Here is a 20275-nt window from a genome sequence, read left to right on the forward strand (position 1 = left end):
GGTGAACGTTATGACAAAAATCAAAGGAAACGCTGAAGCTTGGGAAAGTGGCAAGCTGGGGCGTGATGAAAAATTTGTATCCAGAGTAGAAATCGACGCTAGCCTGCTGGATGAGGCGGCTGGATTGAAATCGATTTCGGTGCGGATGCCAACAAGCCTGATTGAGGACTTGAAAAACATCGGCCAGATACACGGCCTTGGTTATCAGCCACTTATGAAGCAGATACTGAGTCGATTTGTCGAAGCCGAAAAAAAGCGTCTGCTCAAAGAAGCCGCCTGCAAATCCATGCAGCAAGACGGTGACGACACCACCTGCTCATCTGATTCACCAGATGAACCCAAAGCTTCGTACGGTTAATTTGTTAAAAGTTATCCAATCACAGCCTCGCAACCGCGAGGCTTTTTTATAGCCGTTAACCAGCCCGGAACCGCTTAACAATGAGTGGCAAAAAGCCATGCTCTCAGTTCAATTTGGATATGGTTGCCTAGCTTCAGGCATCACTAATCAAATCTTTCTTCGCTTTGCATGTAACCGAGCAAGAACCTTAGAGAACGGAATCCTCGCCTGATCAACCATCAGCTCCAGATCAGCACCAGAGATAATCTCCACGACATAATCTTTGGCAACCTTCCTGGTTTCAGCCCCGAGCCGACTGGCGTTGGTTACAAACACAAGTTTACTCACTCGCTTATTCAATGCGTTCTCATATGCGACTCGTGCGCCATGAACTTCTTTTACTGCATTGTAGCCAGAGTAGATGCCACCACCTGTGTATTTACACTGCAAGAGGGCAAGCCCCTCGTCTAACTCCAGAACCGCATCGGCGCCGTGATCTGATCCAGAAGCAGTAAGCTCGACACTTTTTGGTCGCCAATGATGAGCAAACACTTCGGCGACTAACGCCTCAAACTGCTGCCAATCAATGTGTTTCAGGTCATCGGAAGTAATGATCTTCGCATTGCTGAACGTTGTTCGGGTAAACCCTTCTGGATCTGGCATAACCTGCTCAGGTGTCACAACCGCATCTCGGAGAAGCGTCTTCTTACTCAATAACTGGTGCAGATTTTCGTCAAATGACATCAACTCCGGATGGCTCACAATAGGGATATATACATTCACATCTTTTGTCTGGCCAATCCGATAAACCCGGTCTGTGGCCTGAGCTTCCTTCGCGGGGTTCCAGTGGCGCTCAAGATGAATGACATTGTTAGCGCCGACAACTGTTAAACCTACACCCGCGGCCACAGGGGACATAATGATAACGTTAAAACCTGGCTTGGATTCGAAGTCCTCAATCAATGATTTCCGGGTTACACCACCGCTGGTCTTGGCGACACCTTTCACGTCACCATTAATCACTGGGAGAGTCATCAAGTCGAAATAGCGAGCCAACGCTAACGATAGAAACCCTTGAAGACGCTTATTCACACAGAAAATAATCGCCTTCTCTTCTCTCTTCTTAATGTCGTTCAGAAGAGACAGCAGACTTCTGAACTTACCGGACTCCCCCATCAGCTCTTTCAGCGCCCGTCCAGTCGGAACCTCAAGGCGTCCTCCTAATAACAACCGGTGATGAAGAGAAACATCTCGTAGTTGCTGCAAGCCAGTCAATGCGGCGTTCTGTTCTGATTGCGCCGTTGCTTGCAGTACCGAATCGTAGCTGTCGAGCTGTCCGCCGCTCATGACAGATGACAAAGTATCAAGATATTCCCAGTCAGAATCAGAAACACCCACGAACAGGCGCTTCTGCGGAAGCCCCTCAAGATTATCCTCTTTCAAACGGCGCAACATGAGTGCACCCACGGTATCACGCAGTGTCCTGCCAACCCGCGCACGTATCTCTTCAACCTCATCGCCAGCGGCACGCAGAATAGGCGCAACGTATCGTTCCCGGAAAGCCTGGTAACTACCCAGATAACCCGGACAAGCGGTATCCATGATGCACCAGAAATCAGCGAGGCTGTTCTCAACCGGCGTGCCGGTAGCCAGAAGTCTGAATTCGGCCTTCAACCCCTTCGCTGCACGGGTCTGCAGAGCGTTAGGATTTTTAATATTCTGAGCTTCATCGAAAGCCACCACTCCCCAATCTATAGCGCAAAGCGAAAACTGATAATCTCTCAACGTCTGATACGTGGTGATGACCAAACGTTTAGGCACATCAAGACGATCCGAAATAAAATCATCTCCAACCTTTAATGAATAGCGGATAGCCGCCTCTTCATCATCAATTCTCTGGTTTCGCGTTTCTACGCCACTCACCCGGAATTTGTTCAGATCCGCATCGGACTGTAGGATAACAATGTCTTTGAAAGGAGACCTATGAAAGGTCTTCTCAACTTCATCCTTCCAGTTCTGAAGCAGACTCAATGGGGCAACAATCAAGCAGGGCTTAACGGTTTTACCATGTTCTTCCCACTCACGATACAGATGCTCAATTGCAGCCAATGACATAAAGGTCTTACCAAGCCCCATATCATCAGCTAACAAACCACCGCCAAGTCCATCTTCCTGACCCGCTAAACCTAACAGCCACCGCACACCTTCTATCTGATGGGGAAACGGCCTACGCTGGTAATTATCCCAGCAAAGCTGTTCTTCAGGTACATAGACATCACGTAACTGACGTTCAACGACTTCTGACGGGGTTTCAAGATCGTCATCATTCAGCGCGATATCAACGACGACTGGCGTCGTATCTTCATCCAATTCGGGCAGATCACAGTTATCTTCACCCTCGTTACAGTCGCCATCTATATCGTTATTGGCAAAGCCGCGATTGCGAAGATCATTGATCGCAGAACGAACCTGTTCGTCATCTGATATATCGACAACTTTGCCGTTAAATTCAACTTCGTCAGCCCCGGTCGCTCTAGCCTCATGTACGATAGCTTCAAAAGCCAGAAGCTGCTCTTCATCTTCGATGGCTTCAAGCACCTTACTGACGGGATGAACATTAACTGCCGAGAACTGACGACCAAACCAATCTATACCCGACTCATCAGTCTCACCAAAGTACGCATGACGGAAACGAGCAGCGCCTCTAACCCGCGCAGAAAAACCAAGTTCCAGATTGACCAGAGAGCCATCAATAAAAGCCGTAGGGTTACGATAGAAATCATCCAGTTTATCTTTGGTAACCACCCTGTTCCTGAGAATCTCCTGAATCCCTGCCATCTTGTGCTCATCGATCAGGATGATCTCATCATTTACACGTAGCGATGAACTACCTTCACGAAGCTGCCCCAGTACTCGCTGCATTTCTTCATGAGTAGCGTCCTGCCCCAACTGTGGAGTAAGAATCAGATTACCGTTTGCGTCCAATTCGGCTTCTATCGAGACCGATTCCGGCGTATGAATTTTCAATTTTTTAAAGTGGCCTAGCTCCATAGGCACACCGCATTCCTGAGCGTTCTGAAGAGCTGCAACCACAACGAGGTTGTCGTACTCAGAGTGCGCCGACTCTCTATGTGTTTCGAGGGCTTCAAACACCTCTAACTGAGTTCCCGAAAGTAAATACTGCTTCTCTTCAGAGAAGCGGATAACAGGTCCCTTCAGCTGATAAGCATGGGTAAACTGTCCGCCGGGGTAACTTGCTTCAACATCTAAGGCGAAAATTGTACGCCCTGTCGTTCCCTTGAAATCCGCTTTTATTGACCCAACCCAAGCTTCAGGTAGTTCAAGTAACTCGCGAGAGTCCTGGTCAAGAGACACAACTATGTCTGAGGGAATACGAAAACCATTTGGCAACTCAAAAGCATTGCCTTCCTCAACCAGCATGCGTAGCAAGATGTGCTGCTGCGTAATTAAATCGTCCGCCTTACCGAGTTTAATGACCGAAAGCTGCTCCTGAGTACAGACGAAATTAGCTCCTTGAAAGTCGTAACTCTTTCGATATCTCTGTGCCTCGGCGTCTCCTACAAGCCGTCGGATAAAGGTTCGCAATCCCATCACAAGTATCCTGAATCTCTGTATTTGATATAGTCATGGCGAAGCAACAGCGGCTCTGGGTCAAACTCAACACCGACCTTATGAAGTTCTTTCAACACCTTCACCTGCCAACTGCCATTATGTGTAACAGCTGCAAGCGCCTTTCCAACTTTTTGCTTAACCATGCTCAAGTTCATGCCATTGGTAAGTTCTGAATAGACAAAACGATTTCGGTTGTAGTTGAAGACGGCGGCACTATCTGACAATTTTCTATAGATCCAGAATTTACACATATGTGTTCCTTCAACAATGTGTACTCCCGGCATAGAGAAATAAATGATCGATTTATCACCATCAACTATTGAAAATGATGGCAGATGCTCCTTTTTGTAATGACGATAAAGATAATCTCTTGCACCCTCTGTTAGAAAAAGGCGCGTACTTATTATCAACTCCTGCTTTAGCAAACCCTCCAGAAACTTTTTCCTGGATGGGTACATCCTACTAAGATCCTGATCATTAGAAACAACGGCATAGTTTTTCAACGCCTCTAAGAACAGCCGGAGATCTAATTTCGATAGCCAACCACGCACCTTACGAATTAAGCTTTCAGGCATCTGAGACCACCAACGAATATAGCGTTCGTTCTGCTTCGACACCCTTGGATCTCCAGCAATTGCCATAATTACGTTCATCCACTTATCTGAAATGTGCCCCTCTTCGGCTCGGGATATCAGTATCTTCAGAACTTCATGCCCCAGCAGAAAACCATCTTCGTATAACGAATCATAAACAGCTGATTTCTGCACTTCCTTAAGAACCCTGTGATCCTCACCCGGCTTAAGGCTACGTAAGGTAGCAAGATAGTGAATATTTTTAGCGACAGCCAAAAATCGACCTGACGTGTAGTTAAGCAAGCCCACCTGTTCTACACGTGTATCGAACTCGATCTGCCGTTCTTCGCATCCCTCCGCCAACCACTTTGGTCCTTTTCCACTAAGTATATGAGTGATATTTTCATCAATCTCTCCTCGAGCTTCCTTAGCCCGGATTAGCCATCGCTCGATACAAGCCAGATCATCAAGGTGATCGTAGAAACGAAGGTAATGACTATATACCGCCTCAACCAGCAGGCTACCCGGCCTAGACCGCACTGAGTCGATTTTATGAAACAGTCGGGCATCCAGGACAATCTGAATAGCATTCTTACTATTCAGTTCGACAGCCAATGCCCGCAGATCAATCGGATCATTAAGGGCATCAGCAAGATGTCCTTTTGAACCCAAAGCAGCCTGAAACGTCACCAATGCTTTCTGAAATTTATCACTGCCTGTACCCGCTGTTCTTGCGATCTCACGAACTTCTGCTGTAAGCCTTTCTATAGAGCTCCTGGACTTATCCAGTCGAAGATTGGGTAGCGAAAAACGCAACTGCTTGACTTCAATTTTGACGCTCATTTTTTGGTCTGTTCCGAAACAGCCTGATAATCAGCCAGTTCTGGCCGTTTCACAGTAAAACGAATATCAATTCTGCGATTAGCCCGGCGATCATCCCCTGTCGTCTCTTCTTCGTTCACTCTTCGCGTCGCTGCGTAACCACTCACTGAAAACAGAACCTTACCATACCCGTTTCTTAGTTCTCCAAGCGGTGGGGCCACATCCAAAGAGGTATTCCAAAATTCCCAAAGACTGATTGCTCGAAAGGTAGATAGCCCCCAATTTCCTTTATCCCGATAACTACGCAAACTATCCGTGTGGCCTTCGATAAACACCGTATCGAGATACTCGAATCTTTTAATTTGTTGATCTCCAGCATCTACAGGCTGGCTAATCGCTTTGTGCAGTACCTCACCGATTAAAGTGACAGCTTTCTCAACATTGTCATTGTCGGGTATTTCATCACGATCAGAATCAAACGACAGCGTACTTTCTGGAATACGGAGCACGGTGTCGTTATCAGCAATCAATACCGTCACATTCTGCTTGGCCAGCTCATCTCGAATATCATGAAGAATGTCACGACGCGCCTGTTCAGCTTGCTTAAGCTTCTCAATTTCTTGATCAAACTCATTCTGCTTTTGAGTCAGCTCAATGATCAAAGCTACTGCAGCAAGAATAAACACCACCAACAAAGCTGACATCAGGTCAGAGAAAGAGACCCAATAGGGATTCTCTTCGTCAACGTTTCGCGACGCCCTGCGTGAGAGCGCCCTCATACGCTAGCTACCTTTGTCTCGATCTCATCAACCACATTAGATATCGCGTTCATTGCCCCTCGTAATTGCTCCGCAAATTCACTGGTGCTTTGCGCCCATACTTTTAAGTGTTCCTTAGTCTGCCCATTCGCCTGCTCTGCATAATCGCTCAGTAATCTGGTTCCCTGATCAGCAAGTTCCTGAATATTCTCTTTCAGAGTGGCAAGGTAACTGTTCTGGTGCTGTTCCATGTTTTGGAATGCCCCGTCGGCGAGCACAACCATCCGATCCAGGTCGCGAACGGTCTTCTCCATAGTGCCGATGGCAGTCTGAATCTGATCACGAACAACACCCACAGACTCTGCAGCCTTGCGGTTCTCATCAGCCAGCCCGGCAGTAGATTGAGAGGCTTCGGTAATAGAAGCACTGAGTTTCGTTGATGCCTGCTGAAGCATCGCGCCGTACTCCTTCAGGGAGTTGGTCGAACGTGAGAGCTCATTTGCTCCCTCAAAGATGCTTGAAGACAACTTCTGTAGATTCTGGCTATTGCTTGCAAGGTCAACCTGTAACTGCTTGCTGCCATCAAGCAAGCTCTGAGTTGCCGCAACCTGATTCTGCATGGCGGCTTTAATATCCGCGATGGTCTGCTCAAACTGGTTACCAAGCGCCGCATCCCGCTCTGATTGCTTCGCCTGAGCCTGCTGAATCAAACCATTGATATTGGTTAACTGGTCCCCTGTTGCCTGGGTTATCTTTTCAGCTTGCTGTTGAGCATGGGCTACGAGTGAATCAACCTGGCGAGAGATATGACCAATCAACTCCTGTTCCCGCTGCCCGGATGCCGCCTGGTGCTGAGAAAGCGTTTCTTGCATTGACTGCAACTGCGCCTTCGTTGAAGCAACAAACTGTTCCTGTTGTTCGCGGTTCTGCTCGGCCATGCCGGTAATCTGATCTTTGATGCTAGCGGTCAGGTTGTTTTGTAAAGCAACTGAGGTCTGAGCCTGCTTCTTAAACATTTCGCCAAAATTCTGCATCTGTTCTTCGGCAGCTTCACTTGTACGCTTCTGAAATTCACTCGTTCGGGCTACTAATGCATCAACCTGTTCTGCAATGTGGCGCACTAAACCTTCTTCGCGTTCGGAAGCAGCCTGCTGGTTCTGATTGAGATTACTGATAAAACCAGACAGCGCCTGATTCATAGATTCAACGGCATCACTCACCCCCTGTGACGCCTGATTCATCGATGCCCGCTGTTCTGCACCTTGTTGTCCAAACTTTTCCATAAACGAATTGATCAGGCTATCCAACGCCGCCTGGCTTTGATCTGATGCTCCCGAAACCAGCTTATCCAACGCTGGGGCCATAATGTTGTTAAGGCTCTTTTCAAGACCGCTCTGAATGTCGCCAGTCACCCGTTCGAGTGATTCCTGCATCTTTTCGCCTATCTTCTCAGCAAGCCCCTGCAGAACTTCACGTGACTCACCGCCATCGTCAGCGATTCGCTTCAGCTGCATTTCGGCGCTGAAGCGAGGAAACAGTTCATCAATTCTTACTTGTAGCGAACTAATGCCCTCCCGGACATTATTCTCGATCGCCTTTTCTACGAAGTTAAACAGAACACTGAGGAGTACCCCCCAGACGGAAGTCATAAACGCGAGTTTGGCTCCGCTAATCACATGAGCGAGCCCGTCCTTCATCTCATCAACCCGAACATCATTGCCGATATTCAGCTCTGACAGGCCGAGCTGTAAACCAATAAAAGTACCGACCACACCAATCGCAGTCAGAAAGCCAGGAACCGCTGCCAACATGCGGCTTTCTGTAATGCCCGGTGCCAGCGTTGCAGGATTAAAGAAATAATCCGCATCGTAGACATTATGAAGACGTAACCCGTCATCAGATTTTGATTCAACGAGCGTCTCATCAAACTCAGACCAAAGATGGCTTACACGCCGGCCAGACTGCGCAGACTTCTCTCGGAGCGTTTCACGCTCTATCGCAACAGTCTCTGGAGTCAACTCTTTGAGTAACTCCTTCAAAGCAGCTGTACGCTTTCTAGCCTTGAAGGCTGATCGAACTGCTAGAGATAAAAAAGTTGCGAATAGAACAATTAATAAAAGTACAAAATTGGCACTAAGCGCCTCAGCAGTACTGACACTAAAAGCCAACGAAAAGTCGGGGAGAAGACCACTAAGGTCTAGCAGCTGCTGTGAATTAGGCTCCATACAGGATTACCGCTCCATTAAAATATAAAATCGTTCGTGGGGAAAAATATTGTCGATGACAAAAATTTCAACCCCTATCTAAATCATCTGATTACGCCGGTTCTGGTGGCCCCAAAGGAGGCCCTAGGCCCTGAACCTCTTAAAATTCTCTGCCTGCTCAAAGATTTCTTTGTACACTTCGTCTTTATCAACTGGCGGATAACCATGGTGTGCCAGTAAAAGAATCAGGCCAACTTTGAGTTCCGCTTTAATGTCTTCCCGCTGGCTCCAGTCCGTATATCGGGCCTTGTCATCGACCAGATCTTTCACTGCCTTCGACAGATCCAGAAGTTTGTCTTCTGGGTAAGTGAAGTCGTATTTGATCGCCAGTTTTAGCAGGATGTCGTAGAAAGCTTTTTCTTCAAGATCAATGCCCAAGTCTGCGAATGATTCCTTCTCTTTCTTTAACGCCTGTAGCAGATCAATAATCTCATCTGAGAAGTCTTCGAGTACGTCACTGACCAATACACTGTCTTCTTTGCGCTCATTGTACTGGTCTACTAAGCGGCGGAACTTCTCGCTGAAGTCGAGGCCTTTGGTTTTGTTAACCTTCTTGAAGTCTTCAATCGCACGGGCAAGCAGCTGCTGTAAAAGCTTGATACGGGTATTCGGCAGTTTGATCTTTTCGATGCGGGCCAGGTAGTCATCATCAAAGATGTCGACTTCACCTTCGTTTTCTTCGCCCATTTTGAAGATTTCTTCGACGCCATCGGCTTTCAAGGCTTCGGCGATCATTTCACGCACACGGGCGTTCATCTGCGCGGTATCGGGTGCGTTGCCTTTGGTGAGCTTAAACACAATAGAGCGCACCGCGAGGTAGAAGTGAATGCGGTCGCGGTCGTCCTGCGTGATGGATTCTGAACCACTGCAGATATCAAAGGCGGCTTTAAGGCGTTTTACTAAGGCCATAAAGCGCTTTTCGATCTTGTCTGTTACCTGCGCATATTCGGCGGCTCTGTTGAGGCAGTTCAGCTGCTCCAGCGGGCTGCCGGTGAAGTACGGCGTGGTATCAAAGCCGTGGAAGAGTTTGTTCAGCAGGTCGATGTGGTCTTTCACCACGATCACCGACTGGGCGATTTCTTCAAAGTTCTGCTGGTCTGCTTTGTTGTAGTGCGCCAGTGCCAAATTCATCTGCTTTTTGATGCCGATGTAATCGACGACGAGGCCTTTCTCTTTGCCTTCAAACTTGCGGTTTACCCTTGAGATGGTCTGAATCAGGTTATGGCGCTGAATCGGCTTGTCGATGTAAATGGTATCGAGAAACGGCACATCAAAACCGGTAAGCCACATATCCACCACAATGGCGATCTTGAAGTTCGATTTTTCGTTTTTGAATTGGCCATCCAGCGTTTTGCGATATTCTTTGGTGCCCAACATATCGTAGAGTTCAGCCGGGTCATCTTTGCCGCGGGTCATGATCATCTTGATCCTCTCCATCGGCTTAATCTCTTTTTGTTCCTGCTCTGATAACTCACTGCCCTCTTCGGCCACCAGCACTTCGTTCCACTGCGGGCGTAACCCAACAACCTCCTGCCAGAAGCGGTAAGCAATCTCGCGACTGCTGCATACGAACATGGCTTTACCTTTTAAGGTCGCACCTTCGGCTACGCGCTGTTCGTAGTGATGCACAAAGTCGATGGCCAGCGCACGGATGCGATCCGGGTCACCGAGAATCGCATTCATATTGGCACTGGCTTTTTTGCTCTCTTCAATCTGGTAATCGCTGGCGCCCTGATCGGCACAGTCGCTGTAGTAGTCTTCGATTTCTTTCAGCTTATCGTTATCCAGCACGACCTTGGCGGCACGGCCTTCATACACGATACGCACCGTGATTTCGTCTTTGACTGACTCGGTCATGGTGTAGCTGTCTACGACTTCACCAAACACATCCAGTGTGGCGTCAATCGGTGTACCGGTGAAGCCTACAAAGGTGGCGTTGGGTAATGAGTCGTGCAGATACTTAGCAAAGCCATAAGTGCGCTTTACACCCTTTTCGGTGATACGTACCTTCTGCTCAAGATTGATCTGGCTGCGGTGCGCTTCGTCAGAAATACAGATCACATTGCTGCGCTCGGTCAGCAACTCGGTATCTTCGGTGAATTTATGAATCGTGGTGAGGAACACCCCACCACTGTTGCGGCCTTTCAACAGCTCGCGCAGGTGCGTGCGGCTTTCGACACTGATTACATGCTGATCGCCGATATAGCCCTTAGCCCCCGTAAACTGGCCCGAGAGCTGATCATCCAGATCGGTACGGTCAGTAATCAGCACAATGGTCGGGCTTTCAAACTCGACGCTTTTCATCAGCAGCCGGGTTAAAAACATCATGGTGTAGCTTTTGCCGCAACCGGTAGCCCCAAAGTAGGTGCCGCCTTTACCGTCCCCCTCAGGTTTACGGTGGCGCAGAATATTCTGGTAGAGCTTGTTGGCCGCATAAAACTGCGGATAACGGCAGACGATTTTCTCCTGCCGTTTTGAGGTATCCGGGAAGTAAATAAAGTGGCGGATCACCTCACGCAGGCGGGTGTGATCAAACAGCCCCTCAATCATGGTATGCAGCGAGTTAATGCCATCCTGCTCGATGGTTTCGTCGCCCGTGACTTTACGCCAGGTATAGAAAAACTCGTAAGGAGCAAACAGCGAGCCCATACGCGAGTTCACGCCATCGCTGATGATGCAGAGGGCGTTGTACTTCATCAGCTCCGGGATATCACGGGCATACCGGGTCGTCAGCTGAACATAGGCATCGTGAATCGTCGCTTCTTCACGAATGGCACTCTTAAACTCAAACACCACCAGCGGCAGGCCGTTGATATACAGAATCGCATCCGGAATACGCAGCTCTTTGCCTTCAATCTCAAGCTGGTTCACCACCTTATAGATATTGGCGGTGCCATAAGCAGCGGTGTTATCAGTAACCTGATATTTAGGGTCATTGGCATCAATCGACTCGACCTCGCCTTCTACAGGTAGTCGCTGCTCCGGCAAACCGGCGTAGTCAATTAACTGAACATAGAGGTCTTTTTTCGAGCGGTCTTCGCGCTTGAGCAAAAAGCCATCGGCCACCAGCTTATGAATGCTGCGGTTAGAGTCGTACAGGTCAGCGGCAGGCAAGCGATCAAGGCGGTTGATCACCGAGACGATTTCGGCCTCGGTAATGCCATCGGCCTGATAGCGTTTGTTCAGGTAGGCACGCAGATCCTCTTTGATCAGCACCTCATGCGGGGCGCGGTCGAGGGTGCTACCCAAGACATGCGGGTAACCCTGCTCTGCGAGTAAATCAATAATTGCCTGTTCCAGTCTGGCCTCGGTAAAGCTCATTCCCTGCCTCTACTTCTACGTTGCTGTTACTTCTATAAAGACGTTTCTACTTACTTCGTTTGTCTGAACCTGTCTAACATTACCACATTGTCGGCTATTGGCTCGGATGGGGAATCTAAGAGCGCCCGCTGGTCATCTGTCTGGCTGCTATTGAGGTCGACCTCTCCGCTCAAACGGTCGAGCAACTCAAGAAACGCGTCCTTCGGCCAGATATAGTCCTTCTGCCCCTTCACATGACACGGGCGGTCGGCCAACGACGAACTCAGAGCATACCCTGCCATCTCTGAAACGTTCAGTGAATCTACATAAAGAATGTGGTCAATGTCCTGCCCAAGCTGGTTAAGCGTGCCCAGCACCGAGCGATCAGTACCACCCACAAATGCCAATGGCTGTAACAATACTGCGGCGGTATCCAGTTGTTCTTGTGTTGCATCGCATTTCAGCAGGGTGTTCATCAGGGCATCGTCAAAAAACCGGTCGATAATAGCGAAATGCGGTTTGGTTAACGCCGGAATAAATACCGGAAAGCGCGTCTGGTCGTGCACAAACAGCAGGCAGTTGCGGCGCTGAATGGTCAGCAGGTTGGCGTGCCAACTGCCCAGCTTGCTTTGCGGAGCTGCCAGAATGTCCTCCGTCCCAGGTGTCGTCTGGGAAGGCATTTTGGCGAGTAGTTTTTTGGTGGCGTGTATCTGGATCATGGTTTTACCTACCGGGCTAACTCGCCCAAATAAACTGTCGCAAATTTTGCGACAATTGTCCGGGCATTCCAGATAGCTGAAACAACAACCCGCCCGACACCTTACAACACCTCAGCCAGTTGTTGCTCGGCGTCCGGGATAGTGATCTGGCCGGACAGGAGCTTAGGGAGAAGCGAGTCGCGGAGGTTAGTTAGCGACACTGTTTCTTCAGCAAGTAAAAGTAATTTTTGTTGAATAGCTTTTGCCTGCTCATTAAACGCCTTCGCCACGTCATACGATGGAATCAAAAATGGTATCGGGCGAAAGTTCTTCTTGCTGATCTCAAGAAAGGTACTCCCATTTGCCCGGTCCATAATTGCGCCTAAGTTAGCGTGCAGCCAATTCAGCAAATACAGTGGGCCAAAAACTGTGTTGGGTAGCAACGCAATCACTCCCTGATTGACCGACACAGGTACATCACTTATCGCCAGATAACCAATAGGTGCACGCGAAGACATCAGCACAGTTCCTTTGGGCAATTGCCCCGAAGAAATTTTATTTACACCATCATCTGTGAGATGTCGTTCGGTATCCATAAGCACCCATGACGTCAGTTGCGACATGTCTTTTGGAGTGCAGAATGGGTGAACTCCACCCTCCCAGAAGTCAGGATTTTTAGTACTCGGAGTTCCACCACCGGTAGTCTCGACTGCATCGCCAATGGTTGTGATCTCACACCCCTCCGGCACCCAGCCCATTTCTTCGGTCAATACAAACCGGTCGGGGAAGAGTTGTTGTATCTCGGGTGGCAGGCGCTGCTCTGATAGACCAGTTTCAGGCAGGGCCTCTTCTGAGCTGGCGGCGTCGGTGGCCCCTGTGGTTTTGTTGGTCTGCTGGCGCAGTGCTTCGCGTCTGGCGGCGCGGGCGGCCAGCTCGTCCGGGATTTCGTTACCGGCGGCCAGGGCGTTGTCGATCACCGGGTCAAAATCCACAAACCAGCTTTTAAATAATGCCTGCGCCATGGATTCGAGGGTGGTGTTGATCTGGCGATTAAGGGCGATTTTGTTGTCGATTGTGCCGAGGATTTCAGCAATTTTCTTCTGAGTTGCAACGTCCTCTGGGAAGAAAACTTCAGCCATATGCAAGTGGTTGCGATTAACCCCTGGCACAGCTGCCTTATCGCTGTATTGAAGGTAATCAATAGTTTTCAAAAAATAGTAGATGAATTTCTCATCATTCCCTTTGAAGTCCCGAACATAAAGAGTTGTATTTAACGGCCAAAAATCTTCCTCACTATAAAAGACTTCACCGATCGTTCCATATCGACCCGTTACAACACCAGGGCCTTTCACTTTTGCTTCATTATGGAAATCGGAAACTCCCGCTGACGAAACTAACGGGATACTGCCTGCGACTCTGCTCTTTTTAGGCAGGTCGTAACCACGCTTAAGCTCTATAACATCGCCTAAAGTTTTACGCCCCCACTCACTCCCCATAACCCAGCCCCTTCAGGTTCTGTTTAATCACGGCATCCAGCTCCTGCGCTTCAGCCATTTGCTGGAACAGGGTTTGGGTGAGTTGCTGCATTTTTTCTTCGAACAGTTCGCCGTCGTCTTCAATTTCCGCCGCGCCCACGTAACGGCCCGGTGTGAGGACGTAGTCGTTGGCTTTGATGTCGTCTAATGAGGCACTGCGGCAGAAGCCGGGAATGTCGGTGTAGTGGCTGGATGTTTCTGCACTCGCTGGATTCCCGCCTGCGCGGGAATGACAGGTTGGGGTCTCGGCTGGATTCCCGCCTGTTTCTGGGTTCCCGCCTGCGCGGGAATGACTGGCGACTGGCTCACCGCGCCACGCATGGTAGGTATTAGCGATGTCGGCGATATCGTCGGCGGTCAGTTCTTTGTGTATGCGGCTGATCATGCTGCCCATGTTGCGGGCGTCGATAAACAGGGTTTCGCCTTCGCGGTTGCGGTGTTGCTTCCGCCCGTCGCTGAAGGTCTGGGCTTTTTTGTTTTTGGTTAAAAACCACAGGCACACGGGTATCTGGGTGGTGTAGAACAGCTGCCCCGGCAGGGCGATCATGCAGTCGACGAGGTCGTTTTCAATGATCTGTTTGCGGATTTCACCTTCGCCTTTGGTGTTGGTGCTCATGGAGCCATTGGCCAGTACAAAGCCCGCGACGCCGTTGTCGCTGAGCTTGCTGATCATGTGCAGTATCCAGCCGTAGTTGGCGTTGCCGGTGGGTGGGGCTTCGTATCCGGCCCAGCGTGGGTCGTTGGTGAGTTCATCCGGGCCGCGCCATTCTTTTAAGTTGAACGGTGGGTTGGCGATGATGAAGTCGGCTTTTAAGTCCGGGTGCTGGTCTTTAAAGAAGGTGTCGGCGGGTACGTCGCCGAGATTGGCGCTGATGCCGCGAATCGCCAGGTTCATTTTGGCCAGCTTGTAGGTGGTGCTGGTCTGTTCCTGGCCGTAGATGGAGATGTCTTTTTTGTTGCCCTGATGGTTTTCAACAAATTTCACAGACTGCACGAACATACCGCCGGAGCCGCAACAGGGGTCGTAAATTTTGCCGTGATAGGGTTCGATCATTTCGGCCAGCAGGTTGACCACGCACTTGGGCGTGTAGAACTCGCCACCGCCTTTGCCTTCGGTGGCGGCAAAGTTGCCGAGGAAGTATTCATAAACACGACCGACTATGTCCTCTTCGCTCGTACCTCGCTTCGTTGCGCTGTGGGCACCATCTGTCTCGCTTTCTGAACTCTCACTGTCGCTTTCTTCAACATCACCTGCAACTTTAACGATGGTGTCGATGTTGTTGATGGCGTCGATCAGGGCCGCGAGTTTGCTGGCATCCAGCCCTAAGCGTGAAAAGTAGTTATCTGGCAGTGCGCCGCGCAGGGCTTTGTTGTTTTTCTCGACCGTGTGTAGGGCGGTGTCGATCTTAACGGCGATGTCGTCCTGTTTGGCGTTTTTGGCAATAAAGTCCCAACGCGCGTCTTCAGGCAGGTAGAAGGTGTTGGCCATGGTATAGAACTCGACCATGTCAGTGTATGCGCCCTTCCCTTCGGCTTCGAGCTGGCTTTTGCGCTCGGCAAACTTGTCACTGATGAATTTTAAGAAGATCAGCGACAGCACCACGTGCTTGTACTCTGAGGATTCTACGCTGCCGCGCAGTTTGTCGGCGGTGGCCCAGAGGGTCTGTTCGAAGGATTGCTTCTTGGTATTGCTTTTGGCTTTAGTATCTTTGGCTGCCTTAGATGCCATGGGCGTTGTCCTTTAACCTGAGGGGAGTTACACGCGCTGTAACTCTGTTTTGCCAGTCTGGCGTCTGAGTCAGAATTTACCAGATAGCGTCTGCTGACACTACGCGCAGGAGTGTGACGACAGGAGGCACCTGTCTGATTTTCAGACAGGTGCAGACCTTCAGTTTCTATGGTTATACCTTGCGGTCAGAAAAATAGTTGGAACCTTTCGCACGCACTCCCTCTCCGATTAATGACATTTTTTTACTTTTTCTGAGGTACTTATGGTCAATTTTTCACGAGCATTGCTTTTGGCATCTGCAGTTTCGGCAATGGCGCTCACTGGCTGCGGTGGTGATGATTCCAGCTCTGATGGTAAAGCAAAGCTGTCGCTCGGTATGACTGATGCACCGGTCGATGGTGCGGCGGAGGTATGGGTGCAGTTTTCTGGTGTCACTCTTATCCGTGCTGATGGCGAAGCAGAAACCACATTCACCTTCGACGAGCCAAAGCGCATCAACCTGCTGGCTTATCAGCATGGCGAAATTTATCCACTTCTGGAAAATGAAGAAATTGATGCAGGTGAATATAGTCAGATCCGTCTTCTGGTCGATACCGAGGGTGATCTCGATACAGTCATTGTTCTGGACGGTGGTGCGACCTTTGAGCTGACCATTCCAAGTGGCGCTCAGACGGGTCTGAAGCTCGTGAATGGTTTTACCGCAACCGCCGGTGGCGAAGTGAGTTTCACTCTGGATTTTGATCTGCGTAAGTCGGTGACACTGACCGGCAATGGCGAATTCAAACTGCGTCCGACCATCCGTATCATCGACAATATCGAAGCCGGTCATATCGCTGGCACGGTGGCATCGGATGCCTGCCCTGCAGAGTCAGAAATGGCGATCTATGTGTATGAAGGCGCAGTCACTGAGCCTGAAGACCTGGGGGCCGATGCGGAGCCGCTGGTGACTACCTACGTTAAAACCGATCTGAGCTATCAGGCGTCTTTCCTGGCTGCGGGTGAGTATACTCTGGCACTGACCTGCATTGCAGATGAGGATGACCCCGAGGTGGATGATGACGCATTCGGCTCAGGCGCTGGCTTTGTCACTGTCAGCGGTTCGTTAATAGTCACTGCGGATCAGACAACCGGGTGGAACCCAGCAGTTGGAGGTTGATCTGTCAGCGAGAAAGGCGCAACAAAAAAGAGAGCCCGAGGCTCTCTTTTTATCTGAATACACGGACTGTTCAGCCGGCAAGTAACATTACCGTCAACAACAGACAGGCAGATGCAAAAGCCCCAAGAATGTGGGTGTGCAGCTCAACGGGTTTGCTCAGTTCCTGTTCTTCCATGGTGTCCGCCAGAAGTGGTTCTTGAATATCTATAGTAAGGACCACAGGCGGCTAATCTGCCATCTAAACAATGTCGACTTTTTGTTAGCCAATCAGTTAACACTTGTTTACATGACAAGAAAGTCACGAACACACTGAATCTGGTCGTCAGACATCAGTGCCGGGGCATGGCCACACTGTGCAAATGCCCGGGATAATACCGAGGGTTTTTCGCACATTCTGGCCACCGTTCCGGAATCCAGAAGATCCGATTCTTCCCCCCGCAGAACGAGTACCGGGCAAGACACCGCGTCCCAGACGGCCCAGAGGTCAACATCTTCACTAAGCCCATTGAATGCCGAGGCAATCGCCGGGTCGTATCTCAATCTGAGATAACCATCCGCGCCTGTCGCGACGCTATAGCGCGCCATGTGTCGCCACTGCTCTTCAGTCAGGCGACCAAAACCCGAGAGTATCAGGCGCAGGTATTCTTCAGCTTCCGCCATCGTAGAGAACGCAGGATCCCGCCCGACATAGTCACTCAGGCGGGTAAGCCCTTTTAACGGGATAAAAGGCCCGATGTCGTTCATGATCAGCCTCTCAATCGGGCTGCCCGGACTTGCTGCGATCATCATACCGATCAGCCCGCCCATCGACGTCCCCAGCCAGTCGAAACGCTGCTCGCCTGTTGCCTCTGCGATGTGCTTAAGTAACTGCAGCATCTGACTGATATACAAGGGATAGCCATAATGTTCAGGTGCTGTCAGCCTGTCGCTGTCTCCACGGCCCAGAATATCGACCGTCACCACCCGGTAGTGGTCAGACATGGCTTTGGCAATCAGATCAAAATCGTGGCGGTTACGCGTCAGGCCATGGACGCAGATAAGGACGGGAGCCTGTTCCATGCCGTGCGCATGCCAGCACTCCCAGGCGATCCGGCGTGGACCTTCCGGGGTTTCAACGTTGAGAAAGTGAGTGTGAGCCTCAAGTGTCATAGCCGCCTCCTGTGCCGAGTATTCTTACTTTGGCACAGGGAGCACTGACAGGCTACTGGTCGCGCTTCTGCTTCAGCACCAGAGGACTGATATTCTGACTCGCCAGGATGTCCTGGGCTTTGTTAAGACGGGAACGATCGGTGTAAGGACCAACAAATACCCGATGCCAGACGGAGCCATTCACACTGCTGCTTTCTGTGTATGCCGGAAGGCCACCCAGCAGCAGCCCGGCACGCATACGGTCGGCATCTTCTGCAGAACGGAAGGAGCCCGCCTGCAAACGGTATTCGTAGGTTGTTGCCGCATCCTTTGGCGTAGACTTGTATTCTTTGACGTCAGGCACTTCAACCGTCTGCTTTTCCAGCAGGCGATAAAAATCGTAAGAAGGTTTGGCGGCATTACCAATTTTCTCAGCATCTTTGCGCGCCTGTTCTGCGCTCGCCTCAATAACGCTTCGGGCGTCCTTACCGACCGCTCCCGCCTCATCGCCCGCGGGCACGGTCGACAGGTACATAATAAATGCACCGAATGCGACCGCGATCGAAGGAATAATGACCCACACCCACCCCGGAGTATTGCGGCCTGAATCTGCCATCATCAGCTCCTGTTGTGCCTGCGGGCTTACATTTCTTCCGGAGCGCTGACGCCCAGAAGTTCAAGACCATTAGCCAGGACCTGACGGATGGCTTCAGCAAGTGTCAGACGCCCATTACGCAGCGCATCGTCATCCACCAGCGTCTTTTCTGCGTTGTACCAGGTGTGAAAATCACCGGCCAGTTCACGCAGGTAGTTAGCCACCTGATGCGGTTCACTGTTGTTCGCTGCGTTTCTGACGACTTCAGGATAGCGCCCCAGCTTAACCATCAGCTCTTTTTCGGACTCCAGAGTCAGAGCCGGAAGAGCAGCCATGCCCGTCACTGCATCCCACGCCTGTCCCGCTTCGCTGAGCTTACGGAAGATTGAGCACACGCGAGCGTGAGCATACTGAATGTAGTACACCGGGTTGTCAGATGACTGCGAGCGGGCCAGGTCGATATCAAACGTCAGCTGACCATCGGCCTTACGCGCTGCCAGGAAATAACGCGTGGCATCACGCCCCACTTCGTCGATCAGATCACGCAGCGTGACGTAGCTACCGGCACGCTTAGAAATTTTCACTTCTTCGCCACCACGCATCACTGTCACCATCTGGTGCAGCACGTAATCTGGCCAGCCTTCTGGAATACCTACGTTCAGCGCCTGCAGGCCAGCGCGTACACGGGTGATTGTTGAGTGATGATCAGCACCCTGCTCGTTAATCACCTTAGTGAAGCCGCGTTGCCACTTGTTCAGATGGTATGCAACATCAGGTACAAAGTAGGTATAACCACCGTCTGTTTTGCGCATCACACGGTCTTTATCGTCACCGAAGTCGGTGGTGCGCAGCCATAATGCACCACCGTCTTCATAGGTGTAGCCATTGGCGATCAGCGACTGCACAGCTTCTTCGACCTTACCTTCGGTATAGAGCGAAGACTCCAGGAAATACACATCAAAATCGACCCCGAATGCTTTCAGATCGAGGTCCTGCTCATGACGAAGGTAGGCAACCGCAAAATGTCTGATCGCGTCCAGGTCATCGGCATCGCCGGTACCGGTAAAGCTCTGGTCTTCAGAATGCACGGTGTCGCCACGCATAAAGCTCTCAGCCAGTTCGACGATATAATCACCGCGGTAGCCGTCTTCCGGCCAGCTCGGATCGTCTGGTGTCAGGCCTTTGCAGCGGGCCTGAACGGAGAGCGCCAGATTATTAATCTGCTGACCTGCGTCGTTGTAGTAAAACTCACGAGTCACATCCCAGCCGGTCGCTTCCAGCAGGCGACAAAGACAGTCACCGACCGCCGCACCACGACCGTGGCCAATATGTAATGGCCCCGTCGGGTTCGCCGAAACAAACTCAACCTGAACCTTGCGACCTTCACCATCGTTATTACGGCCATAGGCGCCCTTCTGTTGAAGAACAGCCCCGACCAGAGACGAGGTGGACTCATCGCTCAGAAAGAAGTTAATAAAGCCAGGGCCAGCAATTTCAGTCTTATCGACCAGTGACGTTTCCGGCAGTGAATCCACCAGCAGCTGTGCCAGCTCACGAGGATTTTTACCTGCCGGCTTCGCCAGCATCATGGCGAGGTTGGTGGCCAGATCACCATGAGACTTGTCACGGGTATTCTCTATCTGGATACGGGGCTCAAGATCAGCAGGAACAATATTCTGTTGTTTCAGTACGTCGACAGCGGCGTTCAGGAGTTCTGCGATTTGCGGTTTCATAGCGACTTATCCGGA

13 protein-coding genes are annotated in these 20275 nt (G+C 50.5%); 2 read left to right on the forward strand and 11 right to left on the reverse strand.

Annotated features, from left to right (window positions below; genetic code table 11):
• The first annotated feature begins 10 nt into the window (after positions 1-10).
• Entirely contained in the window at positions 11-358 is a 348-nt protein-coding gene (locus Q1L85_RS11555) for a hypothetical protein (RefSeq protein WP_300427618.1), read from the forward strand.
• A 147-nt stretch (positions 359-505) separates the two neighbouring features.
• On the opposite strand, the gene Q1L85_RS11560 is transcribed toward Q1L85_RS11555, so the two are convergent.
• The 8 genes from Q1L85_RS11560 to Q1L85_RS11595 all read right to left on the reverse strand — a co-directional run bounded on the left by Q1L85_RS11560 (position 506) and on the right by Q1L85_RS11595 (position 15648).
• Entirely contained in the window at positions 506-3949 is a 3444-nt protein-coding gene (locus Q1L85_RS11560; protein ID WP_300433189.1) for an SNF2-related protein, read from the reverse strand.
• Positions 3949-5385: an EH signature domain-containing protein gene (locus Q1L85_RS11565; RefSeq protein WP_300433191.1), complete on the reverse strand. Its 1437-nt coding sequence runs from the start codon at positions 5383-5385 to the stop codon at positions 3949-3951. The genes Q1L85_RS11560 and Q1L85_RS11565 overlap by 1 nt, the downstream gene beginning before the upstream one ends.
• On the reverse strand, positions 5382-6143 hold the full coding sequence (locus Q1L85_RS11570; protein ID WP_300427773.1) for an OmpA family protein: 762 nt from the start codon (positions 6141-6143) through the stop codon (positions 5382-5384). The genes Q1L85_RS11565 and Q1L85_RS11570 overlap by 4 nt, the downstream gene beginning before the upstream one ends.
• Positions 6140-8347, reverse strand: coding sequence for an anti-phage ZorAB system protein ZorA (gene zorA / locus Q1L85_RS11575; protein ID WP_300427771.1), 2208 nt, complete (start codon positions 8345-8347; stop codon positions 6140-6142). The genes Q1L85_RS11570 and zorA overlap by 4 nt, the downstream gene beginning before the upstream one ends.
• Before the next feature lie 123 nt (positions 8348-8470).
• Positions 8471-11707, reverse strand: a complete 3237-nt coding sequence (locus Q1L85_RS11580; RefSeq protein WP_300427769.1) for a type I restriction endonuclease subunit R — start codon at positions 11705-11707, stop codon at positions 8471-8473.
• Positions 11708-11757: 50 nt separating this feature from the next.
• Positions 11758-12405 carry a hypothetical protein gene (locus Q1L85_RS11585; protein WP_300427767.1) on the reverse strand — a complete coding sequence of 216 codons (648 nt, stop codon included), beginning with the start codon at positions 12403-12405 and terminating at the stop codon, positions 11758-11760.
• Between the two features lie 101 nt (positions 12406-12506).
• On the reverse strand, positions 12507-13880 hold the full coding sequence (locus Q1L85_RS11590; RefSeq protein WP_300427765.1) for a restriction endonuclease subunit S: 1374 nt from the start codon (positions 13878-13880) through the stop codon (positions 12507-12509).
• A complete protein-coding gene (locus Q1L85_RS11595) occupies positions 13870-15648 on the reverse strand; it encodes a class I SAM-dependent DNA methyltransferase (RefSeq protein ID WP_300427762.1) in 1779 nt (592 codons plus the stop codon). Before Q1L85_RS11595 ends, Q1L85_RS11590 begins: the two co-directional genes overlap by 11 nt.
• A 289-nt stretch (positions 15649-15937) precedes the next feature.
• Here Q1L85_RS11595 and Q1L85_RS11600 point away from each other — a divergent pair, with 289 nt between their 5' ends.
• On the forward strand, positions 15938-16804 hold the full coding sequence (locus tag Q1L85_RS11600) for a DUF4382 domain-containing protein (RefSeq protein ID WP_300427759.1): 867 nt from the start codon (positions 15938-15940) through the stop codon (positions 16802-16804).
• Positions 16805-17086: 282 nt separating this feature from the next.
• Here Q1L85_RS11600 and Q1L85_RS11605 read toward each other — a convergent pair whose 3' ends face one another.
• From Q1L85_RS11605 to argS, 3 genes are read right to left on the reverse strand one after another with little or no spacing between them, the layout of a single operon-like run.
• Positions 17087-17953, reverse strand: a complete 867-nt coding sequence (locus Q1L85_RS11605) for an alpha/beta hydrolase (protein WP_300427756.1) — start codon at positions 17951-17953, stop codon at positions 17087-17089.
• Positions 17954-18005: 52 nt separating this feature from the next.
• Positions 18006-18551 carry an SPOR domain-containing protein gene (locus tag Q1L85_RS11610; RefSeq protein ID WP_300427754.1) on the reverse strand — a complete coding sequence of 182 codons (546 nt, stop codon included), beginning with the start codon at positions 18549-18551 and terminating at the stop codon, positions 18006-18008.
• 23 nt (positions 18552-18574) lie between these two features.
• Positions 18575-20260 carry an arginine--tRNA ligase gene (gene argS, locus Q1L85_RS11615; protein WP_300433196.1) on the reverse strand — a complete coding sequence of 562 codons (1686 nt, stop codon included), beginning with the start codon at positions 20258-20260 and terminating at the stop codon, positions 18575-18577.
• Positions 20261-20275 lie beyond the last annotated feature (15 nt).

The sequence above is a fragment of the uncultured Thalassolituus sp. genome (assembly GCF_950066645.1).
GTDB lineage: Bacteria > Pseudomonadota > Gammaproteobacteria > Pseudomonadales > Oceanobacteraceae > Thalassolituus.